The sequence below is a fragment of the Clostridium thermosuccinogenes genome, assembly GCF_002896855.1.
Lineage (GTDB): Bacteria > Bacillota > Clostridia > Acetivibrionales > DSM-5807 > Pseudoclostridium > Pseudoclostridium thermosuccinogenes.
The window spans coordinates 3,261,516-3,279,951 of the sequence record NZ_CP021850.1 but is presented as its reverse complement, the minus strand read 5'-3'; the positions used below and the strand labels follow the sequence as shown (position 1 = coordinate 3,279,951).

Genomic DNA, 18,436 nt, shown 5'->3' with positions numbered 1-18,436 from the left:
GTTGAAAATTATGCGGTCTGCCATTAGGAAAGGCCTGAAACTGTTAATAATTCTTTTTTTGGCGTTGGGGATCATGCCCATAAATGCTGCAGCCCAGAATGCAACGGCATATACCTATACCTTATCGGTGGACGGCCGGTGGATGCGGACGCAGGATGCGTATCTGGCGGGAGGTATACTGCTTAAGGATATCGGTATGCAAAAGCCGGAGGATATTTTTATAGATAAAAACAGAATATATGTAGCCGATACAGGAGGCAGGCGTATTGTGGTAATGGACAGAACCACCGGCTCCGTAGAGTTTGTGGGTGAAGGCTTGCTGAGCTCTCCTACCGGAGTGTTTGCCGACGGGGAAGGCAGAATATTCGTTGCCGACTCTGGTCTTGAAAAAGTAGCATTGTTTTCGCCGGACGGGGATGTGCTTCGATGGTACGAGCGGCCGGATTCCCCTATTTTTGGCAAGACTACTAACTTCAAGCCAAGAAAGGTGCTGACGGATAAAGGAGGAAACCTTTATATAGTGGGTGAAGGCTCTTTTGACGGTATTATCCAGCTGGGCAAAAAGGGGGAATTTCTGGGCTATTTTGGGGTCAACAGGACAAATGTATCGCTGCTGGAGGTTCTTCAGGATATTTTCTTCACCGAGGAGCAAAAGGCTAAATTGTTTAACCGCATACCTAAAACCTTTCATAATATCGCTATTGACAATAAAGGGATGATATACAGCATAACCCAGTCCATAAAAGGGGATGCCGTTAAAAAACACAATGTCTCGGGGGAGAATATACTTTTTGAATCGGGGAATATGATGGATGAAGAGAATTTCGTCGACATAGCAGTGGGAAGGTACGGACAGATTTATGCGGTGAGCGAGACCGGGCTCATATATGAATATGATTCTGCCGGCAGCCTGATTTTCTCTTTCGGGGGCAGGGCTATTTCCACCGAGAGAAACGGGCTTTTCACCGTGGCATCCGGCATTGCCGTCGATGAAAATGATTTTGTATATGTGCTCGACCGGGAACGGGGCATGGTGCAGGTGTTTTATCCTACCGCTTTTGCAGGAATGATGCATAGGGCTGTTGATCTTTTTGAAAAAGGAGAGTATTCCGAAAGCCACAGAATATGGCAGGAGATACTTCGCCTTAGCGGCATATCCCAAATTGCCCATGATGGCATGGGAAAAGGCTATTTTCAAGCCGGAAATTATGAGGCTGCAGCGAAGCATTTCAAGATTGCCCAAAACCGCGCTGACTATTCCGAAGCATATTGGGAGATAAGGAACTTATGGCTCCAGGAAAATCTCGGATATATACTGATTGCTCTGGTTTTGATAAGGCTAGCTTTAAGGCTTCTTGGCTACTATGACCGGAGATATGGGATTTTGACCCCTGCAAAGGGATCAATAAAAAGGGTGCTGGATAGCAAGATTGTTGCCGATGTCCTCTATCTAAAGAATTTCATCAGGCATCCTATAGACAGTTTCTATTATGTCAGAAAAGATCAGAAAGGCTCGGTGCTGTCGGCTACGATTATATATTTTATTGCTCTGCTGGTGTTTATAGCCGACTATCTGTTCCGCGGATTCCTTTTCAATTTCCATGATGCCCGGGATACTTCCTATACTTACATCGTATTGCTCTTTTTTGTCCCTTGTGCTTTGTGGGTGGCCGGAAACTACATGGTCAGCTCGATAAATGAAGGCGAAGGCAGGCTCAAGGACGTTTATATAGCTACTGCGTATTCCTTTGCCCCATTCATAATGTTCATGCCTGTTGTAATTGCCTTAACATATGTGCTTACGCTGAATGAGAGGTTCATTATAGATTTTTTGACAGTTATAATATGGGTGTGGAGCGGAATCCTGCTTTTTATTGGCCTTAAGGAGATACACGGGTACGAAATCCGGGATGTGGTAAAAAATATTTTTCTTTCAGTTTTCTTCATGTTCATCGCCGTGCTGGCTTTTTCCATAATATATATGCTCTGGGACCAGGGCGCTGAGTTTGTAAACTCCATTCTGAAGGAGGTGTCATACCGTGTTGCGTAATGTTAAGCGCTGCATTGCCGCTGTATTGCTGCTGGCAATAGCAGCTGTAACCTGGACCGTAAAGACAGGGGCTTTTGTTGATGATAAAGGAGGTCTGCCGGAAAAGGGTGATGCCTTGGCTGCGATAGCGGATGTGAACTCTAACCGTCATACCAGGACCGAAACCTTTGACAAGGTCCCAAACAGGCTGAATCTTGACGGATATGCCAAAATCATGGAAGACAGCAGGCTGGAGGTCTGGCACAGGGAAAAAAATGCTTCCATCAGGGTGGTGGATAAGGCGACGGGGTATGTATGGGGAGGCCTCGCGGAAGAGAAGCCGGAGGATATGAACACCACGTGGTCCGGCGTAGGCAATGCCCTTGTCTCCATAGATTATTTTGATGCCAAAGGTCTCGAAAAAAGGTTGAGCATAGCAGATAAAAATGTTAAAAAAAGCTTTAAAGCTCAGGGCAATATACTGAGGTACTCGGTAAGTTATATTACCCTGGACATTTCCTTTGATTTTGAAATGGAGCTCCGGGATGGAAGCCTTCTTTTCAGGATGATCGACGACAGCATAAAGGAAGGGGAAGACTATTCCCTGGCAGCAGTATATTTTGTACCTTTCTTAGGCTCAACCCGGGCGGATGAAATAGATGGGTACATGCTTGTACCTGACGGGCCGGGTGCCCTTATAAGGTATAGCAAGCCTTCCCAATACCTCGTAAATTTTGACAAGAGGATTTATGGGAAGGATTATGGCATTGACCACCTGTTCGAGGTAAATGATCTGAAATCCAGCCGGCCTAATGATTTCTCCACCGAAGAACCCCAGGTGCTGATGCCGGTTTTCGGAGTGGTGCATGGTGTGAAGCAGAACGCCTATTTCGCAAGGGTGGAAAAAGGTGCGGAATACGCATCCATTGTGGCCACACCCAGTGGTATTGTTACCAACTATAACTGGATAAGCGCCCGGTTCATATACCGCCAAAAGTACCTGCAGCCGACAAGCAAGAGCGGTGCCGGCGTCCAGGTGGCCCAAAAGGAGAGAAACAGGTTTGAGGCAGAGATAAGCTATCGTTTTCTGAGGGGAGAGGATGCCGACTACATTGGAATGGCAAAGCTTTATAGAAGGATTTTGCAGGAGGAAGGCAACCTGCCGGCGGGAGAAAGGATTGATGCCGACATTCCCCTGCAGCTTGACATCATCGGCTCCGATTTGGAAAGGGGATTCATATTTAACCGTGTCCTTCCCATAACCACCGCAGCAAAAGCGAGGCAGATTGCGGAAGATATTGCAGGGCAGGGTATAAGCAATATAACCATGGTCTTTAAAGGATGGCAAAAAGGAGGGCTTAATGGTTCAAGACCGTCGAATTTCAGTTTTGAAAGCAAGGTCGGGGGAAAGAAGGCGCTGTCCTTGCTGGATGAGCATATATCTTCAAAAGGGGGACGGTTTTATTATTACGAGAATCCTGTAACAGTAAAGGAAACACAGATCGATTTGAGGCAGGAGGGTGGAACTGCCCTTTCCCAGGCGCTGATAAAGGTGGAGAGGGATAATGATGCCATATGGCTTAAAGACACTTACTTTGTCAAGGCGGACATAGCGGCAGACTATGTTGCCGGGAAAGCGAAGCTGTATGCTGAAAACGGAATGAAAGGCATGGCCTTGGATGAATTCGGTCAAAGATTGTATGCTGAAAACCAGCGGGACAGGGTGACTTGCAGGCTTGATATACGCAAGAAGCAGGAGGAGACGGCACAAAAGGTCCTGGTGGATATTGAAAACTTGGCAATGTACAGGCCAAACCAGTATTTATGGAAATATTCCAGTGAGATATTCAATGTGCCCGTTACCAACAGCCAGTGTCTGTTTGAAACCGATACGGTGCCTTTTATGCAGATTGTATTAAAAGGCAGCGTGGATTATTACGCGCCCTATTCCAATATGAGCTTCTATTCGAGGACGGACGTTTTAAGGATGATAGAATACGGAGCCTATCCGGCATTCCTGCTGACCGGACTGGATAATCACGAGATGGAGCATACACCTATTTCTGAATTGTATTCTACCAAGTATGAAGACTGGAAACAGCATATCCTGGAAGTCTACAATGATGTCAATGCTGCCCTGTCAAGGGTTGAGGGCAGGAAGATCACAGGAAGGACTGTAGTTTCCAGCGGAGTGGTTAAGATGGATTATGAAGGCGGTGTATCCATCTTGATTAATTATACAGGCAGCAATTACAGTTTCGGATCGGTAAATATACCTGCTCAGAGCTATGCTGTGCTGGAAGGAGAGTGATAACTGTGGCAGGAGCAAGGATGAAAGGCAAAAAGCCTGGCACAATCAGCATACGGCAGAAGAATGCCATAACCGGATACCTTTTCATATTGCCATGGATTCTGGGGTTTATATTGTTTACAGGCTTTCCCTTTTTTTATTCCATATTCTTAAGCTTCAGCAGCGTAAAAATAGCACCCACCGGAATCCAGACCCGTTGGATAGGCATCGGAAACTATGTTCAGGCGTTTACCAAAGATGTGAACTTTCCCGTGGCATTGTCGGACAGCTTCATATTTGTACTCCTCTCTACCCCCATGATTGTCGTCGCTTCGCTGATAATGGCGATGCTGCTCAATGGCAAGTTCAGAGGCAGGACTATATTCAGGGCCATATTTTTTCTTCCTGTCATCATCATAAGCGGTCCGGTTATCTCTGAGCTTCTTACCAACAATGCCGCCCAAATAGTAAACCCGTCCAAATATACGGTTTACAAGGTGTTCAGCACGCTGCCCGAGGTCATAGGCGCGCCAGTGCTCTACGTTTTTGATAATCTGGTCATGATTTTATGGTTTTCAGGGGTGCAGATATTGATATTCCTGGCTAGCCTTCAGAAGATAGACGGTTCCATATATGAGGCTGCCCGTATTGACGGAGCTTCGTCCTGGGAGATTTTCTGGAAGATAGTCCTCCCTTATTTAAAACCTGTCATCATGGTAAATGCAATTTATACGGTTGTGGAGATGTCCGGATTTCCCAATAACAGGGTAAACATGGAGATTTCAAAAAACATGTTTCTAATAGGCAATGTTTACAGCTACTCGGCAGCCCAGTCGTGGATTTACTTCTCAGCTGAGCTGCTGCTTTTGGGAGTTGTATTTCTCCTGTTCAGAGAAAAGAAGAAGAGGTGGAAGCGATGAATGTCGGGAGTTTTAACATAAAAGTGAAGGAAAAAGCTCCAATTCATGGGTGGAATATTGACCGGATCAAAAAGAAGCTTTTGGGGGCAGGAAAAACCGATGGCCTGCTGAAGAAGCTGATAACATACGCGCTTTTGCTCGGCATAGGCTTCGTTTACCTGTATCCTTTGATGTTTATGATAGTGAACAGTCTCATGGACGTGTCGGATCTTGTAAACCCCACGGTAAGATGGGTGCCCACAAGGATGTATTTCGGCAATTACAGGATAGCATATAAAGTTCTGGATGCTTCGAAAACTTTTGGGGTTTCCCTTGTGATGGCCGGATTGCCGGCTTTGTTCCAGACGGCCTGCTGTGCGGTTGTGGGGTATGGATTCGCACGGTTTGAATTTCCGCTGAAGAGGCTTTGGATGCTTCTTCTCGTCATAACCTTCATTATACCGGGGCAGGTGACCATGGTGCCGAGATATATGCTTTTTGATGCCTACGGCATGATCAATACGCCGCTTCCTTCCATGATTCCGGCCCTGCTGGGCCAGGGAATAAAAAGCACCATATTTGTCCTGGTGTTTTATCAGTTTTTCCACTCTTACCCGAAGGTGCTGGATGAGGCGGGGGAGATTGACGGCGCAGGCAAGCTCAAGATTTTCCTCAAAATTGCACTGCCCATGTCAGTGCCAGCCATAGTTGTCGCGTTTCTGTTCTCTTTTGTGTGGTACTGGAATGAAACTTATCTAGCGGGTATATTCTTTGGTAAGACTATACAGACGCTGCCGATGCGTCTTCAGTCTTTTGTGGATTCATACAACAGGCTTTATCCTACCTCCGACGGCAGCGCTGTAAACCGCCTGAATGAAAGCATAAGAATGGCCGGTACCATGCTGACCATAGTTCCGATGCTTCTCATGTACACCGTATTGCAAAAACAGTTTGTCGAAAGCGTTGACAGGGCAGGCATCACAGGGGAATAGAGCTCTATATGGCTTAAGGATGGAGGCTTGATAATTGCATGGTTATAAAGCTTACGGACTGGAAATACGAAGTCCTATATCATAGTGGTTCTCAGCCATATGCCAAACTGTTTTTGCTGGGGAATTCAGTGTCCTCCGGCGCCGGTTCTCAGCTATATGGCGAGTTGGATTTGCCGGAGACTCCGGTGGGATATTATAATCCCTGCCAAACAAGATCGCTATTGGAGCAAGACAGCAAAATGCCGACCATTATCAATAAGTGGCGGATACCGATTGTTTTACGGCGGGAAGTGAGCATATCTTCCACCCTTTAACCATGAGCTGGTATGCGAGTACAAAAAATGCTCAGAATAAATTTTCCACCTTTTAAGAAACCATGTGCAAAGATGGCAAGTCCAAATGAATTCTCTAAAATTAAGTAACAAACTGCACTTAATATATGTGCTTACTATGCATTTAAAAAATGTACTTAAAATATGTTTCTAAGTGTATTTAGGATTTGTGTTTAAGATATGTATTTTTTGAGATATGCACTTAAGATGCTATGAGGTACTATGAGATACTATGAGATACTATGGCATGCCATCACTGGGGATGATATAATTTATGTAAGTTCAGGTGATTATGGAAAATTATTCAAGATTATCTTGCTCTTAAAAAAATAGAGGTGCCTTTAAAATTTTAATAAAAAGACCAGCTAATTAAAGTCAAGAGCTTTTTTTGAAAAATAAAAGAATTTTTCAAAAAACACATGAGCTAAAAAAGGCATGACAACAAGACCACCCAGGTGAAGTAGACATAAAATAGCTGGTCCAAAATAGTAAGTTGCTCTTTGAAAACTAAACATCAAGTAACAGTACTATTAAGCTGCTGTATGCTTTGCTGCAAGATTCTTCGCATGTTCCTGAGGGCTACGTAGCTGATAAGGCTTTCTATCCCTAAGAACAGCAAAAATATAATTAACAAGCTTACGCATAACAGCTCCTAAGGCCACTTTTTTAGGCTTGTTCTGGCATTTGTTTTTGTAATATTCCATCAGTACAGGGTTGCAAGCTGTTTTGTCACGCTTAGTGCGGATATTAGCAAGAGCAATTGTGAAAAGTACCCTGCGAAGCAGCCTTGACCCCCTTTTTGACATCTTGTTTTGTGTGCCGGTAAACTCTCCGGACTGCATTACAGAGGGGTCAATGCCGAAATAAGCAACTAGCTTGCCTGGCTTTGAAAAAGCTGAAAAGTCGCCAATTTCAGCCAGAATGGTAACAGCAGAGATAAGTCCTATACCTGGAATGCTTTGTAGAAGCTCGAGAGTCAGTGCCAGCATGGGTATGTCCTTTGCCATATCTTCAGCAATCAATGAACGAATGGCTTTGAGGACTTTCTCAAGGTTTTCCTCCAAGGTTTTAATCATAGAGATATACACCCCAAGCATGGCAATATTTGAAGAGTTATTAATGCTCAAAGGTGCAAATTCTCTGGCCTTGGAGACCAAAAGCTCATACTTTGCAGTTGACCACTTAAGGCTTCTGCGGGAATTCTTTTGTATCAGTGCAATCAACTTGTTTCTGTTGGCTTTAAGAATATGCACAGGCGTAGGATATTTTTCTAATACTGCGAGAGCAGCCTTTGAAAAGATGTTAGGGAATACATCCTTGAAGTTTAGCATGAGTTGGTCAACAATACCTGTAAGCCTGTTTTTGTAGGCAGTAAGTTCGTCAGAGAGCTTGTAGTACTGTCGGCAAAGGCTTCGCAGACATTCAATATCTTCATCTGGGATATTAGTAGTTTTAAGCTCCTGAAATCTGTATAGCAGGGCAATTTTCCGGGCATCAACTTTATCATTTTTCACTTTCCTGATTCCAATATTTTTGATAGAATCAGTTTGGATGGGGTTTATGATGGAAACCTCAAATCCAGCTTTACAAAGTGAATGGAAAAGGATTTTGTGATAGTGCCCGGTGGATTCCATGACGACGAAAGGCCTAGAATCAAAGTCCTTTTCCGTTTTTTTCAGTAATTTAACGGCTCTTTCAACGTCAGAACTGGAATCATGGCGGATCTTCATGCGGGCAATTACTTCATTGGATGGAGAAAGAATTGCCATCTCACTAAAGAATTTACCTACATCGATTCCTGCCATAGGTCTGAAATTCATAAAAAATGCCTCCTTTACAAGATGAATGGACTTAAAAGTCTCCATTCCTTCCCATGTAAGCAAACAACCTTGCATGTGACACGAGGAACCAGCTTTAAGCTGGCCTCAACCAGCCAAATCATGTAGACTTACCGGAATGGATAAATACTCTTTTTTACGGGTAATCGGCCCGCTAAGGTCCGTCCCAGGAGGTGAAACACACACCTTCCAAGTCCGGAAAATATTATACATGATTGTCAAAGTTCAGGCCAACAGATGCTGGCATAATGGCTAAGATGTGAAGCCGGATGATGTGCTTGATGTTTGGAAAAGTATGAAGCTTAAAATGTTATGTTAACTATAAAAATTGATGGGTCAAACAGTGGCTTTGGTCACTGATTTAATACAATATTAATTGTACAAGGAGGATGAGCAAATGGCAAAAATCAGGGGAGTGAATATTGGAAACTGGCTGGTGCTGGAGAAATGGATGAAGCCTGCCCTTTTTGAGGGATTGAAGGCTGAGGATGAGACAGCCTTTTGTGAGGAGCTGGGGGACAAAACCCTGGAAAGGCTAAAGCCTCACAGGGACAGCTACATAACCTTTGAGGATTTTAAATGGATTGCCGAAGCCGGGTTAAACTCAGTCAGAATACCTATCCCCCATTGGATTTTCGGGGATGTCAGGCCATATTACGGATGCATCGAGTATCTTGATTTAGCAATGGAGTGGGCTAAAGAGGCAGGTATAAAAGTATTGATCGACCTGCATACCGCCCCCGGCTGTCAGAACGGCTTTGACAACGGAGGGATTTTAGGGGTATGCGAATGGCATACCAAGGAGGAGTATGTATCGAGGACCGTACAGGTTATCGACAGCATCGCAGAGCGCTACAAAGGGCATTCTGCCCTCTGGGGCATACAGCTCCTGAATGAGCCCAGATGGGATGTGCCCATGGACATACTCAGGGATTACTATATTCGGGGATATGAGGCATGCCGCAGGCATGTGGATGAAAATGTGGCAATAGTTATCCACGATGGCTTCCGGCTCAATCAATGGAAGGACTTCATGCGTGGGCCTGAATACAGGAATGTGATTTTGGATACCCATTTTTATCAATGCTTCACGGAAGAGGATAAAAATCGTGACATGCCGGGGCACCTGCATCTGGCGTCGGTGGTAAGGGCGGAGCAGATCCGGGAGATGGCTGAATATTTCCCAATTATCGTGGGTGAGTGGTCCTTGGGGTTAGATCCGACATACACCATGAAAGATATGAATGAAATGCAGCGGGATGCCGCCTCCAGGGCTTATGCCGGAGCACAGCTTCTTGCTTATGAAACGGCGGAAGGTTGGTTCTTCTGGAGTTATAAGCTCCAGAACGATGGTATGCCTACCTGGGATTACAGAAAGTGCGTTGAAAACGGATGGTTCAGAAAATAGGAAATGAGAAAGGGGATGCAATCAAGCATCTCCTTTTTATTTAATACAAATATCAAATTTTTACATAAATTATATATTAGTTAAGTTTTATATATGTCAAATAAGCACTATAACAATTGACAAGACTACCTTAATATGTTAAATTATAAATATAATATTAAACTATCCAATACATAGCATGAGGAGATTATTATTCATTTTTAACCAGTTATTATTTGAAAACTATTAAATTAGAGGTATGTATATGAGAAAAAGAGTTATGTTTACATTATCAGTTATACTAACTGTAACAGTTTTCATATATTTATATCTAAATTTCACATACCATACGCAATCGCTAGATTTAGGATACGGTGACGAATTTCCACGCATAGATATATATAATTATAAAGGTGAAAAATAAATATTTCGACAAATAGTAAGAAATATACTGTAATATTTTATCTTTCCAGTCATTGTCAAGCATGCTTGAATGACCTCCCTGCTATTAGTAGAGTACTCAAGTTGTACGAATCAACCGATTTTAATTTTATGCTTATATGGGACGATAAACTTGCTGAAAATAAGATTACGAAAGCAGAAATACCTATTGACATAAATTATACCTTAAAAAACAAAGTCAGATTATCTAGCTTAACTCCGAGAGGTTTTATTATTGATAAGAGCAATAAGATTGTTTTTACATCTGATGCTAATCTTGAAATATTGGCAGATAAAATATGGGAATTGCAGGGTAGACCAGACTACAGGTATAAGGCTTTTAATCAAATTGTAAATGATTTTAGTAAAAGGGATTCAAATATTCAAAGCTCAAATAAATCAACTATAATAATGTTTTCTGCTGACAGATGCGAAAGTTGTAGCAATGATAAAAAGAAAATCATCCAGACTCCAAAATTAAATAACACATTTGACATTATTTTTATAGAAGGAAGCAATACCACTGATGGAAGCTTATATAATGAAAAAAGCTTTAATTTTTATTCTGGTTCTAGCACTCATGATTATTCCAACAATGAATGTATTTGCAGCAGGTTGCGGTAATTGGGAGATTTATTCTTTCGCTTCTCCAAAATGCTTTTCTAACAAGTGTTACAATATACCATTTAATCCTTATGAATCATGGGGACAATATGTTTATTTAAAAAGGCAGTGTGTTAGAGATAATAACACTTCATACTGGGAGTATGATAGTCGTATTGAGTGGAGTGGCTGTTGTGAACTGTAAAAGATAAGTTCCATCTATTAGACAATATGCATTTAACGAATTGTTAAACATTCCTCTATAAAAAATATGACATTGTATAAGAAACAAGTCATAGGCGTAAAGTTAAGCCATTAAATGTAAAAGGCAAAAGCACCATTGAGAATAGGTAAAAAATATGAAACGCTCAAAATAAAAACTGTGAGGTTCCAAAATCAAAAATCCTAATCTCAGTATAGTTGTAATATTAAAGATAATCAAGTTGTTTACATCCTGGCAAATAGAGGAAGTTCTTAAAGAAGTGGGCTTTGCCCTGCGGGAAAGGGGGCTTACAGCAAATACATTTTTTAAAGTATTTAAAGTAGGAGCTTGGAGCCTTCATGAAATAACATTAGATACGCTTGCCTCAAAATATTGTGAAATTTAGCATGGCCTGAAACTTTCAAAGCAGGCATTGTTCCAAAGGCTTAAAACAGGCTCTGTCTTGTTAAAGGAAATGCTGCCCTGGGTGGTAGCCTATGCAGCAAAGCATTCTGTAACAACTGAAACAGTTGAGGTTTTGAAGCAGGTCAAGCATGTCTATATATGTGATAGTACATTGTTATCGCTTCCTGACAAGCTTCAGACTATATTTAAAGGGCTTGGAGGTATAAATGCAAAAGCTGCAGTAAAAATACAATTGATGTTCAGCCTTATGGAAAGAAAGTTTAGAAGTATTGAATTATGCACTGCAACTGGGAATGACAGCAATTATACAGCTGATATTGCCAAAAACCTTTCTCTCATGGATTTGATACTAATTGACCTGGGATACTTTAATGCAATAGCTTTTAGAGAAATTGCATAAAAAGGAGCATTCTTTCTAAGCTGGGTTAAGACCAATTCAAAACTTTATGTAGACTGGATGAAGAAGAAAGGACGTTATACAAAGCTTGACATAATCGAAATGCTCAAAAAGTCCGGAGGCACGTTGGATCGTGAGATATACATCGGAGGCAACCGGAAGAACAGGATGAAGGTAAGAATTGTAGCAATAAGGCTGCCAGAGGAAGTAGTTAAATGAGTGTAGGAGGAAAGCTAACAAGAAAGCACAGTCTTCCAATAAGACTCTGACAGCTGCTAGCTGCTGAAACTGAACTTTTGGCATGGAATATATTTATAAGCAACATACCGGAAGATATGCTGGCTTTGAAAATAATCTGCGAACTATACAGGCTAAGATGCCAGGTGGAGTTGGTGTCTAAGAGATGGAAGTGTCATTTTGATATTGATAAAGTGGAAAATGTAGGAGAGAAATATTTTGAATGCTTGATATATGGCAAACTGATCGTTATTGCATTAATGACAGCCGTGTTTTCAACAGTATTTGCGGTGATGTTTCGAGAGCAGCGAAGGCTCTTGAGCATGCTGAAGTTTTTTAAAAATCTTCGGGAGAAATCCGAGATATTGCTGACAAGCCTTCATAACGTCCGGGGAAATGCAATAAAGCTGTATGACGCTTTTGTTGATGTAATTGGGCGAAGCCTAGACGAAAAACGCAAAAGAAAAACTACCCAACAGGTACTCATGGAACATAATATACCTGAGATAGTTTTACAAATGTTGGCTTAACTTTACACACATGAGAACCAAGTAAAATATACTGTGAAGGATTGATAAATGTGAAAAAAGCTAAATTATCATTTTTTTTGAGCTTCATGGTCATTATTATTTTAGTAATTGCTTTCTTTTTATACAACAATTTTATAGGTGCTGAAAGTATTTTTAAAGGTAACTCTGTTTCGCAAAATGATATAGACAGAGCACCGGATTTAAAATTAAACATTATTGCTGATGAATATCGGTTATCTGCAAAGATTGGTGAAGGCTTGGGATTAAAACAACCTCAAGGGATTGCATTAATAGACGAAGATTTATTAATTGCGGATACATCAAATAACAGACTAGTTTTAATCGATGTAAACGGCAAAATGAAAAAAGAGATTGGTAAAATGGGAAATGGAGCAGGTGAATTTGTAAATCCTACAGGAATTACTGTTGATAATGAAGGCTATGTCTATGTTTTAGATTCAGGAAATTCCAGAATACAAGTTTTTGATAAAAGTTTTAAGTTTATAAAACAAATTGCTATAAATGTGTTTGATGGAAAAAGTGTTAATTTGATGGATCTTGTTGTAGATAGTTCAAAAAACATATATTTTTCGGTTGAAACTTATGATAGGAAATTAGGAAGCATTTACATTATTTCTTCTGATGATAATAAGGTAAAAAAAATAGGAGAGGGACTTTTAGGGCATCTTGCAATAGAAAACGATATTGTTTATTTTGTCTCTGGAGGTGAGTATTATAACAGTGGAAAATATGAGGGGGTAAGGAGTGGCAAAAATGAATTATTGCATATTATAGATAAAGAAATTAAAAAAGTTTATGAGTTGCCTTATAAATATGTGCCTAAAGGTATTGTTATAGATAATGATAATATGTACCTTGTAAGTGGAGCTTTTATAACTGTTGATAGATTTGATTTGCAAGCAAACTATATTGGTACGGTATACAAAGGTGATTTTAAAGAACAGCAAGGAATTACTTACATTGTTAAGGACAGCAAAAATGATTTATATGTTCTAGATACTTTTAAAAATGTAATATATAAACTTTCAAAAAATGACTAGGAGAAAATATGACTGTAGATAGAATACTTTTTAATTTCAAAACTGCATATGGCAATTTAAAAAGAAAAAAATTTGTTAGCTTATCAATCATATTATCTTTGGTTCTTGGATTGCTTTTTCCTGTCCTAGTTCTTGCTTTTGGTAGTGCCATTATAGAGTTTTTAAATAGCTCTGTCATTAAAGATTTTGATAAAGTTATTCTAGTAACTATTAAAAATGGGAGTTTGTCAGAAGCAGATATTAAAAAGATAATGATTGAAAACACCGGTATTGATACAATATCAAGATATAATTACTTTCAAGCAACAATAATTTTAGAAGGAGATTATACTCGTTCTAATGTTGTAGCTCTAGATTCAAATTACAGAGAATTATCACAAATGGCTTTATGTGGTGGGAAATGGCTTGATACGGATGGTTTAAGCTCTGATTTTGTATGTATTATCGGTAAGAACTTCGCCAAAAAATATTTCGCTAAAAATAGCTTAGGAAATAAGATAAATATACTTGGTAATGAATTTGAAATCATTGGAGTAACTGATAATATAAATTTTTTAGATTCGATAGCGTCTTGTCAAGTGGTGTAAATTAGCATCTACTTTGGTCTCTGATATTATCGCTAATGTGGTTGTCAAGGGCCAAAAACAGGCTTTTCCTTGACAACCACATTCCGCCATGCCCTGTTTTTAGTGCCGAGGGATGAAGGGAAGAAGCAAGCTTAAGTTTACCACATCCCCCGTAATTTTCCATTATAGCATGGCGGACGCTGCCTATGCGGAAGTCCGTATAGGAAAACCACCTCAGGAATCAGCTAAAAAAGCAAGCATTTTATTTGTGCAGCAGTGATGTCGACGACAGAGTATAGGGAGCAAGCGCTGGATTTACTACCTTGTTCATTGATTCCTTGCTGAAATATCTACGGCCAATCTGCCACTCCTCATGCTGCTCAATGAGTAATGTCCCTACCAGTCGTAGTACCGACGGGCGGTTTGGAAATATGCTCACAACATCTGTCCTTCGCCGTATCTCTCTGTTTAACCGTTCCAACGGGTTTGTCGAATGGATCTGTGCCCAATGCTCCGATGGAAAGGCCATGTACTGCAGCACATTCTCGCACCCATTCTCCAGGATTTCCATTGCCTTGGGGAATCGGTCCTTCAACTGGGAAACAACCGTGTATAGTTGTTCTTTTGCAGCCTTCTGATCAGGTGCAGCAAAAATAGTCCTAACAATGGCCGATACCATTCCTTGTTGTTTGCGAGGTACCTGGCATAATACATTACGCATAAAATGCACCCGACACCGCTGCCATGCACAACCGCTTAATACTTCGTTTATTGCCCCTTTCAGGCCTTCATGGGCGTCACTGATGACCAGTTTCACTCCTCTTAGGCCTCGGCTTACCAAACGGCGTAAAAAGTCTGTCCAAAAAGGACCACTCTCTGCCATACCTATATCAAAGCCCAGTATTTCTCGTTCCCCATTTTCATTCACACCTACTGCAACCACCAGTGCCATGTTTTCTACATGCCCGCCTTCACGGACCTTTGGAAAGGTTGCATCTAGCCGTAAATATGGGTATTGTAATGTCAAAGGGCGGTGAACAAACCCTTGGACATGTTCGTCCAGCTCCTGACTGATACGGGATACGGCGCTCTTATCAATCCCTTCCATCCCAAGCGCTTGAACCAGTTCATCCACCTTGCGAGTGCTGACCCCATGGACATAGGCCTCTTGAATTACATTGACCAGTGCTTTTTCCCACATGCGGCGAGGCTCCAAGAAACTTGGGAAATAGCTTCCCTCACGCAGCTTCGGTATTTTTAGTTCAATTGTTCCCAGACGGGTCTCGTAGGGTCTGGTACGGGTACCGTTGCGATGGTTGTTCCGTTCATCGGTACGCTCATACTTTTGAGCGCCGATTTTTGCCGTTACTTCAGCCTCCATCAGCTTTTGTAGGATGAATGCCATGGTCTCACGCATAAAATCTCCATTTTTTACATCTCCATAAACCTTGAAAATTTCTTCGATTAATGGCATTATATCTTTTGTAGCCACGATATGACCTCCTCTACCTTATTGATTTGTGAGACCTAATAAAGTAGATGCCATATCGTGGCTCGTTTGTCAAAGGACAATATTTACCACCGGAATTACGCTGCCGATTTTACACCACTACATAAGACTATAACTTAGATTCAATTATAATTCCTATGAACTGTTTAGATAAATTACACCTTAAAAATCATGACCTTACATATTATATTAAATTTAAAGATAAATATGAACTTGAAAAACAGGCAGTTTTACTTAAAGACTTTATTTCAGATAAGTTCAAATTTACTGCTGATATAAAGTTATATAAAGATAAACATAAGGATGACATTAATAGGGAGCATGCATTTACTACTGTATTGTTTGCAATTACGGGGGTCGTTTTACTTTATGCCTTATTGAACATAATAAATATTATATTCAATAAGGTCAATGAAGATAGAAAAAGCTACGGTATTAAGCTTGCTCTTGGAGCTTCCCAAAAGGATATATTTATGCAAAACTTTTTTGAGCTGATCATATTATCTTTATTATCTTCTATAATAGTTACATTAGCTACTTTAATAGTAATTTACATAATAAATAATTACATTTTCAGCTTTTTTTCTATAAGCATTAACATATACATAATATGTGTATTTATATGCATTATTTTCTCTTTACTGATAAGCTTTTTGATGTTAAGAAAAATTACAAAACTCAGTATTATGGAAATATACAGGTAGAGGGGTCTTTATGTTCTATTTGTTAGTAAAGGTGATAAAAAAGATTAGAAATAATGCAGTGAAATATTCTCTAGTAGCACTGCAGGTATTTATTGGCATATCGCTATTAACTGTATTTCTAACTATTAGTTCTTCCATAACTCATAAATATGAAAACCTCAAAAGCAAAGCTGAGAATAGCTTGATTAAGCTCAAAATCTACCTTCAACAGCAAAATTCCAGCATCGATTCTTTACGTATAAGTGATGATAATAACTTTCCGTTACCGTTCTCTATTGATGATTATAACTGGATTAAAGAGAAATACAAAAGCAATTTAGATATTTCCATTATAGTAAAAAAAAATATGAATTTTATTGTATCTTCAAAAGGTGTAGCTGATATATCTACAGTAAGCTTCTTATTTGTAACTGATAGCTTTTTTAATATATATTATCCAAACAAAAAAGTTGATGAGTTTAGCAGTACTAGCAAAGTTTATATAGGGAAGAAAGCACTTGAAACTTTAATAAACGGTAAATTACCTGAAGATTCTGTAAGTTTATATAAGGAAGTTCTGACATCCAATCAGATTGTTTTATTAAATGATGATGTATTGGAGATTACTCCAATGGATAACTTATATGAAAATTCAAGTAATCATTTGACTTTATATGTCACAGTTGAATCTGGCAATTTAGATCTTGATGAGTGTGTTATACTACCGATAAAATACCTTTCAGAAAAAACCGATCTTGCAACTATTGCAAATATGTTTGTTACATTCAAATTCATAAATTCGGATTTTGCTTCAGATATAGGAGCAGGTATAATTAGCTACCTGTATAAGAAGTATGGGGACTTATATGACTATAATTTTGATACAACGTTATCAGAATATTTAAGACAAACGAATGTTTATAAAGCATATTCGCTTGGATTAATGATATTATCCATATTTATTTTACTCATTATAAGTATTGGTTTGACCAGTATTATTCTAATAATAATAAACCAGAGGACCAGGGAAATTGCAATATCCCTAACATTAGGAGCAACAATAGAAAAAATATTTCTCGAAATTATTATGGAGTCGACATTTGTTACTATTCAAGGAGGTTTAATTGGAATTGTTGTTAGTATTCTGTTATTGAAAACAAAAGTACATTTTAGTCAGTTTGAAATAATTATTGATTTTAAAATCTTGTTATTTTCGTTTTGTGTTTCAATGCTGATTGGCATTATCTCTTCAATTTTGCCGATTAAAAAAATAAAGAATATTACACCAATAAAAATATTACATAGTTTATAGAAAGGAGCTATAAATGATACAACTGATTAATGTTCATAAGATCTATAAGGGTAATGGTGTTCAAACGTTGGCCCTAAAGGGCATTAGCTTAGAAATTGCAGAGTCAGAGTTTGTGGCAATAATGGGACGCTCTGGTTGTGGAAAAACAACACTTCTCAACATAATAGGTTGTATGGATGATTTCGATTCCGGTGAATACATGTTTAAAGATATAAATATAAAAGAATTAAATAGCAAACAGCTTGCTTTAATTAGAAATAAACGCATTGGTTTTGTCTTCCAAGCATTTAACCTCATTAATGAAATGACGGTGTTTGAAAATGTGGAAGTCCCGTTAGGATATGCAGGGATGCCAAGAAAGCAAAGAAAAGAAATCGTTCTGGAAATGTTAGAAAAAGTCGGTTTGATTGATAAAGTAAAGAATTATCCATCTCAGTTATCAGGTGGCCAACAACAGCGTGTTGCAATAGCAAGAGCTTTATCTAATAACCCTGAGATTATACTTGCGGATGAACCTACGGGAAATTTGGATAGCAAGAACGGAACTGAAATAATAGAGTTATTGCAGAGTCTGAATAATAAAGGAACAACCCTTGTGATTGTAACCCATGACGAAAAAGTTGCAAGTTATGCAAAACGTAAAATTATTCTTAATGATGGTATTATAGTAAAAGATACAGGAGCATATTAGTATGAAAAAA

At 39.6% G+C, this 18,436-nt stretch carries 18 protein-coding genes; 15 read left to right on the top strand and 3 right to left on the bottom strand.

Features of this window, described 5'->3' with window-relative positions:
- The first annotated feature begins 10 nt into the window (after nucleotides 1-10).
- The 5 genes from CDO33_RS14495 to CDO33_RS14475 are packed head-to-tail and all read left to right on the top strand — an operon-like array spanning nucleotide 11 to nucleotide 6,524.
- Entirely contained in the window at nucleotides 11-2,050 is a 2,040-nt protein-coding gene (locus CDO33_RS14495) for a YIP1 family protein (RefSeq protein ID WP_103081668.1), read from the top strand.
- Nucleotides 2,040-4,340, top strand: a complete 2,301-nt coding sequence (locus CDO33_RS14490) for a DUF5696 domain-containing protein (RefSeq protein ID WP_103081663.1) — start codon at nucleotides 2,040-2,042, stop codon at nucleotides 4,338-4,340. The genes CDO33_RS14495 and CDO33_RS14490 overlap by 11 nt, the downstream gene beginning before the upstream one ends.
- Nucleotides 4,341-4,345: 5 nt before the next feature.
- Nucleotides 4,346-5,239: a carbohydrate ABC transporter permease gene (locus CDO33_RS14485; protein ID WP_202849503.1), complete on the top strand. Its 894-nt coding sequence runs from the start codon at nucleotides 4,346-4,348 to the stop codon at nucleotides 5,237-5,239.
- Nucleotides 5,236-6,210 (top strand): carbohydrate ABC transporter permease, encoded by a 975-nt coding sequence (locus CDO33_RS14480; RefSeq protein ID WP_103081664.1) that lies wholly within the window; start codon nucleotides 5,236-5,238, stop codon nucleotides 6,208-6,210. The genes CDO33_RS14485 and CDO33_RS14480 overlap by 4 nt, the downstream gene beginning before the upstream one ends.
- 38 nt (nucleotides 6,211-6,248) lie before the next feature.
- Nucleotides 6,249-6,524, top strand: coding sequence for a hypothetical protein (locus tag CDO33_RS14475; protein WP_103081665.1), 276 nt, complete (start codon nucleotides 6,249-6,251; stop codon nucleotides 6,522-6,524).
- A gap of 383 nt (nucleotides 6,525-6,907) precedes the next feature.
- Here CDO33_RS14475 and CDO33_RS20910 read toward each other — a convergent pair whose 3' ends face one another.
- Together CDO33_RS20910 and CDO33_RS14470 are read right to left on the bottom strand one after the other, a co-directional pair.
- A complete protein-coding gene (locus tag CDO33_RS20910; protein ID WP_161496677.1) occupies nucleotides 6,908-7,057 on the bottom strand; it encodes a hypothetical protein in 150 nt (49 codons plus the stop codon).
- A gap of 15 nt (nucleotides 7,058-7,072) precedes the next feature.
- On the bottom strand, nucleotides 7,073-8,362 hold the full coding sequence (locus tag CDO33_RS14470) for an IS110 family RNA-guided transposase (protein WP_027621409.1): 1,290 nt from the start codon (nucleotides 8,360-8,362) through the stop codon (nucleotides 7,073-7,075).
- Nucleotides 8,363-8,777: 415 nt separating this feature from the next.
- Here CDO33_RS14470 and CDO33_RS14465 point away from each other — a divergent pair, with 415 nt between their 5' ends.
- From CDO33_RS14465 to CDO33_RS14440, 7 genes are all read left to right on the top strand, one after another.
- A complete protein-coding gene (locus CDO33_RS14465; RefSeq protein ID WP_103083235.1) occupies nucleotides 8,778-9,788 on the top strand; it encodes a glycoside hydrolase family 5 protein in 1,011 nt (336 codons plus the stop codon).
- Between the two features lie 531 nt (nucleotides 9,789-10,319).
- Nucleotides 10,320-10,832: a hypothetical protein gene (locus tag CDO33_RS14460; RefSeq protein ID WP_161496715.1), complete on the top strand. Its 513-nt coding sequence runs from the start codon at nucleotides 10,320-10,322 to the stop codon at nucleotides 10,830-10,832.
- A 644-nt stretch (nucleotides 10,833-11,476) separates the two neighbouring features.
- Nucleotides 11,477-11,839 (top strand): transposase, encoded by a 363-nt coding sequence (locus CDO33_RS14455; protein ID WP_103083237.1) that lies wholly within the window; start codon nucleotides 11,477-11,479, stop codon nucleotides 11,837-11,839.
- A 57-nt stretch (nucleotides 11,840-11,896) separates the two neighbouring features.
- Nucleotides 11,897-12,055 (top strand): hypothetical protein, encoded by a 159-nt coding sequence (locus CDO33_RS20905; protein ID WP_161496622.1) that lies wholly within the window; start codon nucleotides 11,897-11,899, stop codon nucleotides 12,053-12,055.
- 77 nt (nucleotides 12,056-12,132) lie between these two features.
- A complete protein-coding gene (locus tag CDO33_RS14450; protein WP_103083238.1) occupies nucleotides 12,133-12,603 on the top strand; it encodes a transposase in 471 nt (156 codons plus the stop codon).
- 50 nt (nucleotides 12,604-12,653) lie between these two features.
- The gene (locus CDO33_RS14445; RefSeq protein WP_103083239.1) at nucleotides 12,654-13,664 is read left to right on the top strand and encodes an NHL repeat-containing protein; all 1,011 of its coding nucleotides are present in this window, start codon (nucleotides 12,654-12,656) and stop codon (nucleotides 13,662-13,664) included.
- 8 nt (nucleotides 13,665-13,672) lie between these two features.
- Nucleotides 13,673-14,251: an ABC transporter permease gene (locus CDO33_RS14440; protein WP_103083240.1), complete on the top strand. Its 579-nt coding sequence runs from the start codon at nucleotides 13,673-13,675 to the stop codon at nucleotides 14,249-14,251.
- 241 nt (nucleotides 14,252-14,492) lie between these two features.
- Here CDO33_RS14440 and CDO33_RS14435 read toward each other — a convergent pair whose 3' ends face one another.
- A complete protein-coding gene (locus CDO33_RS14435; RefSeq protein ID WP_192875030.1) occupies nucleotides 14,493-15,704 on the bottom strand; it encodes an IS256 family transposase in 1,212 nt (403 codons plus the stop codon).
- Nucleotides 15,705-15,877: 173 nt separating this feature from the next.
- Between CDO33_RS14435 and CDO33_RS14430 the strand changes: the two genes are divergently transcribed.
- Genes CDO33_RS14430 through CDO33_RS14420 form a run of 3 tightly spaced genes read left to right on the top strand, consistent with a single transcriptional unit; the run spans nucleotide 15,878 to nucleotide 18,426 of the window.
- A complete protein-coding gene (locus CDO33_RS14430; RefSeq protein WP_103083288.1) occupies nucleotides 15,878-16,444 on the top strand; it encodes an ABC transporter permease in 567 nt (188 codons plus the stop codon).
- 10 nt (nucleotides 16,445-16,454) lie between these two features.
- Complete coding sequence (locus CDO33_RS14425) at nucleotides 16,455-17,735, top strand: ABC transporter permease (RefSeq protein WP_103083287.1); 1,281 nt, start codon at nucleotides 16,455-16,457, stop codon at nucleotides 17,733-17,735.
- Nucleotides 17,736-17,748: 13 nt separating this feature from the next.
- Nucleotides 17,749-18,426, top strand: coding sequence for an ABC transporter ATP-binding protein (locus CDO33_RS14420; RefSeq protein ID WP_103083286.1), 678 nt, complete (start codon nucleotides 17,749-17,751; stop codon nucleotides 18,424-18,426).
- Nucleotides 18,427-18,436: the final 10 nt, after the last annotated feature.

Bases quoted from the DNA above. Each gene is read 5' to 3' on its own strand.
- CDO33_RS14465 (WP_103083235.1), top strand. From the start codon at position 8,778: ATGGCAAAAATCAGGGGAGTGAATATTGGAAACTGGCTGGTGCTGGAG.
- CDO33_RS14460 (WP_161496715.1), top strand. From the start codon at position 10,320: ATGCTTATATGGGACGATAAACTTGCTGAAAATAAGATTACGAAAGCA.
- CDO33_RS14435 (WP_192875030.1), bottom strand. From the start codon at position 15,704: ATGCCATTAATCGAAGAAATTTTCAAGGTTTATGGAGATGTAAAAAAT.
- CDO33_RS20905 (WP_161496622.1), top strand. From the start codon at position 11,897: ATGAAGAAGAAAGGACGTTATACAAAGCTTGACATAATCGAAATGCTC.
- CDO33_RS14495 (WP_103081668.1), top strand. From the start codon at position 11: ATGCGGTCTGCCATTAGGAAAGGCCTGAAACTGTTAATAATTCTTTTT.
- CDO33_RS14470 (WP_027621409.1), bottom strand. From the start codon at position 8,362: ATGAATTTCAGACCTATGGCAGGAATCGATGTAGGTAAATTCTTTAGT.
- CDO33_RS14425 (WP_103083287.1), top strand. From the start codon at position 16,455: ATGTTCTATTTGTTAGTAAAGGTGATAAAAAAGATTAGAAATAATGCA.
- CDO33_RS14480 (WP_103081664.1), top strand. From the start codon at position 5,236: ATGAATGTCGGGAGTTTTAACATAAAAGTGAAGGAAAAAGCTCCAATT.
- CDO33_RS20910 (WP_161496677.1), bottom strand. From the start codon at position 7,057: ATGTTTAGTTTTCAAAGAGCAACTTACTATTTTGGACCAGCTATTTTA.
- CDO33_RS14430 (WP_103083288.1), top strand. From the start codon at position 15,878: ATGAACTGTTTAGATAAATTACACCTTAAAAATCATGACCTTACATAT.
- CDO33_RS14440 (WP_103083240.1), top strand. From the start codon at position 13,673: ATGACTGTAGATAGAATACTTTTTAATTTCAAAACTGCATATGGCAAT.
- CDO33_RS14420 (WP_103083286.1), top strand. From the start codon at position 17,749: ATGATACAACTGATTAATGTTCATAAGATCTATAAGGGTAATGGTGTT.
- CDO33_RS14475 (WP_103081665.1), top strand. From the start codon at position 6,249: ATGGTTATAAAGCTTACGGACTGGAAATACGAAGTCCTATATCATAGT.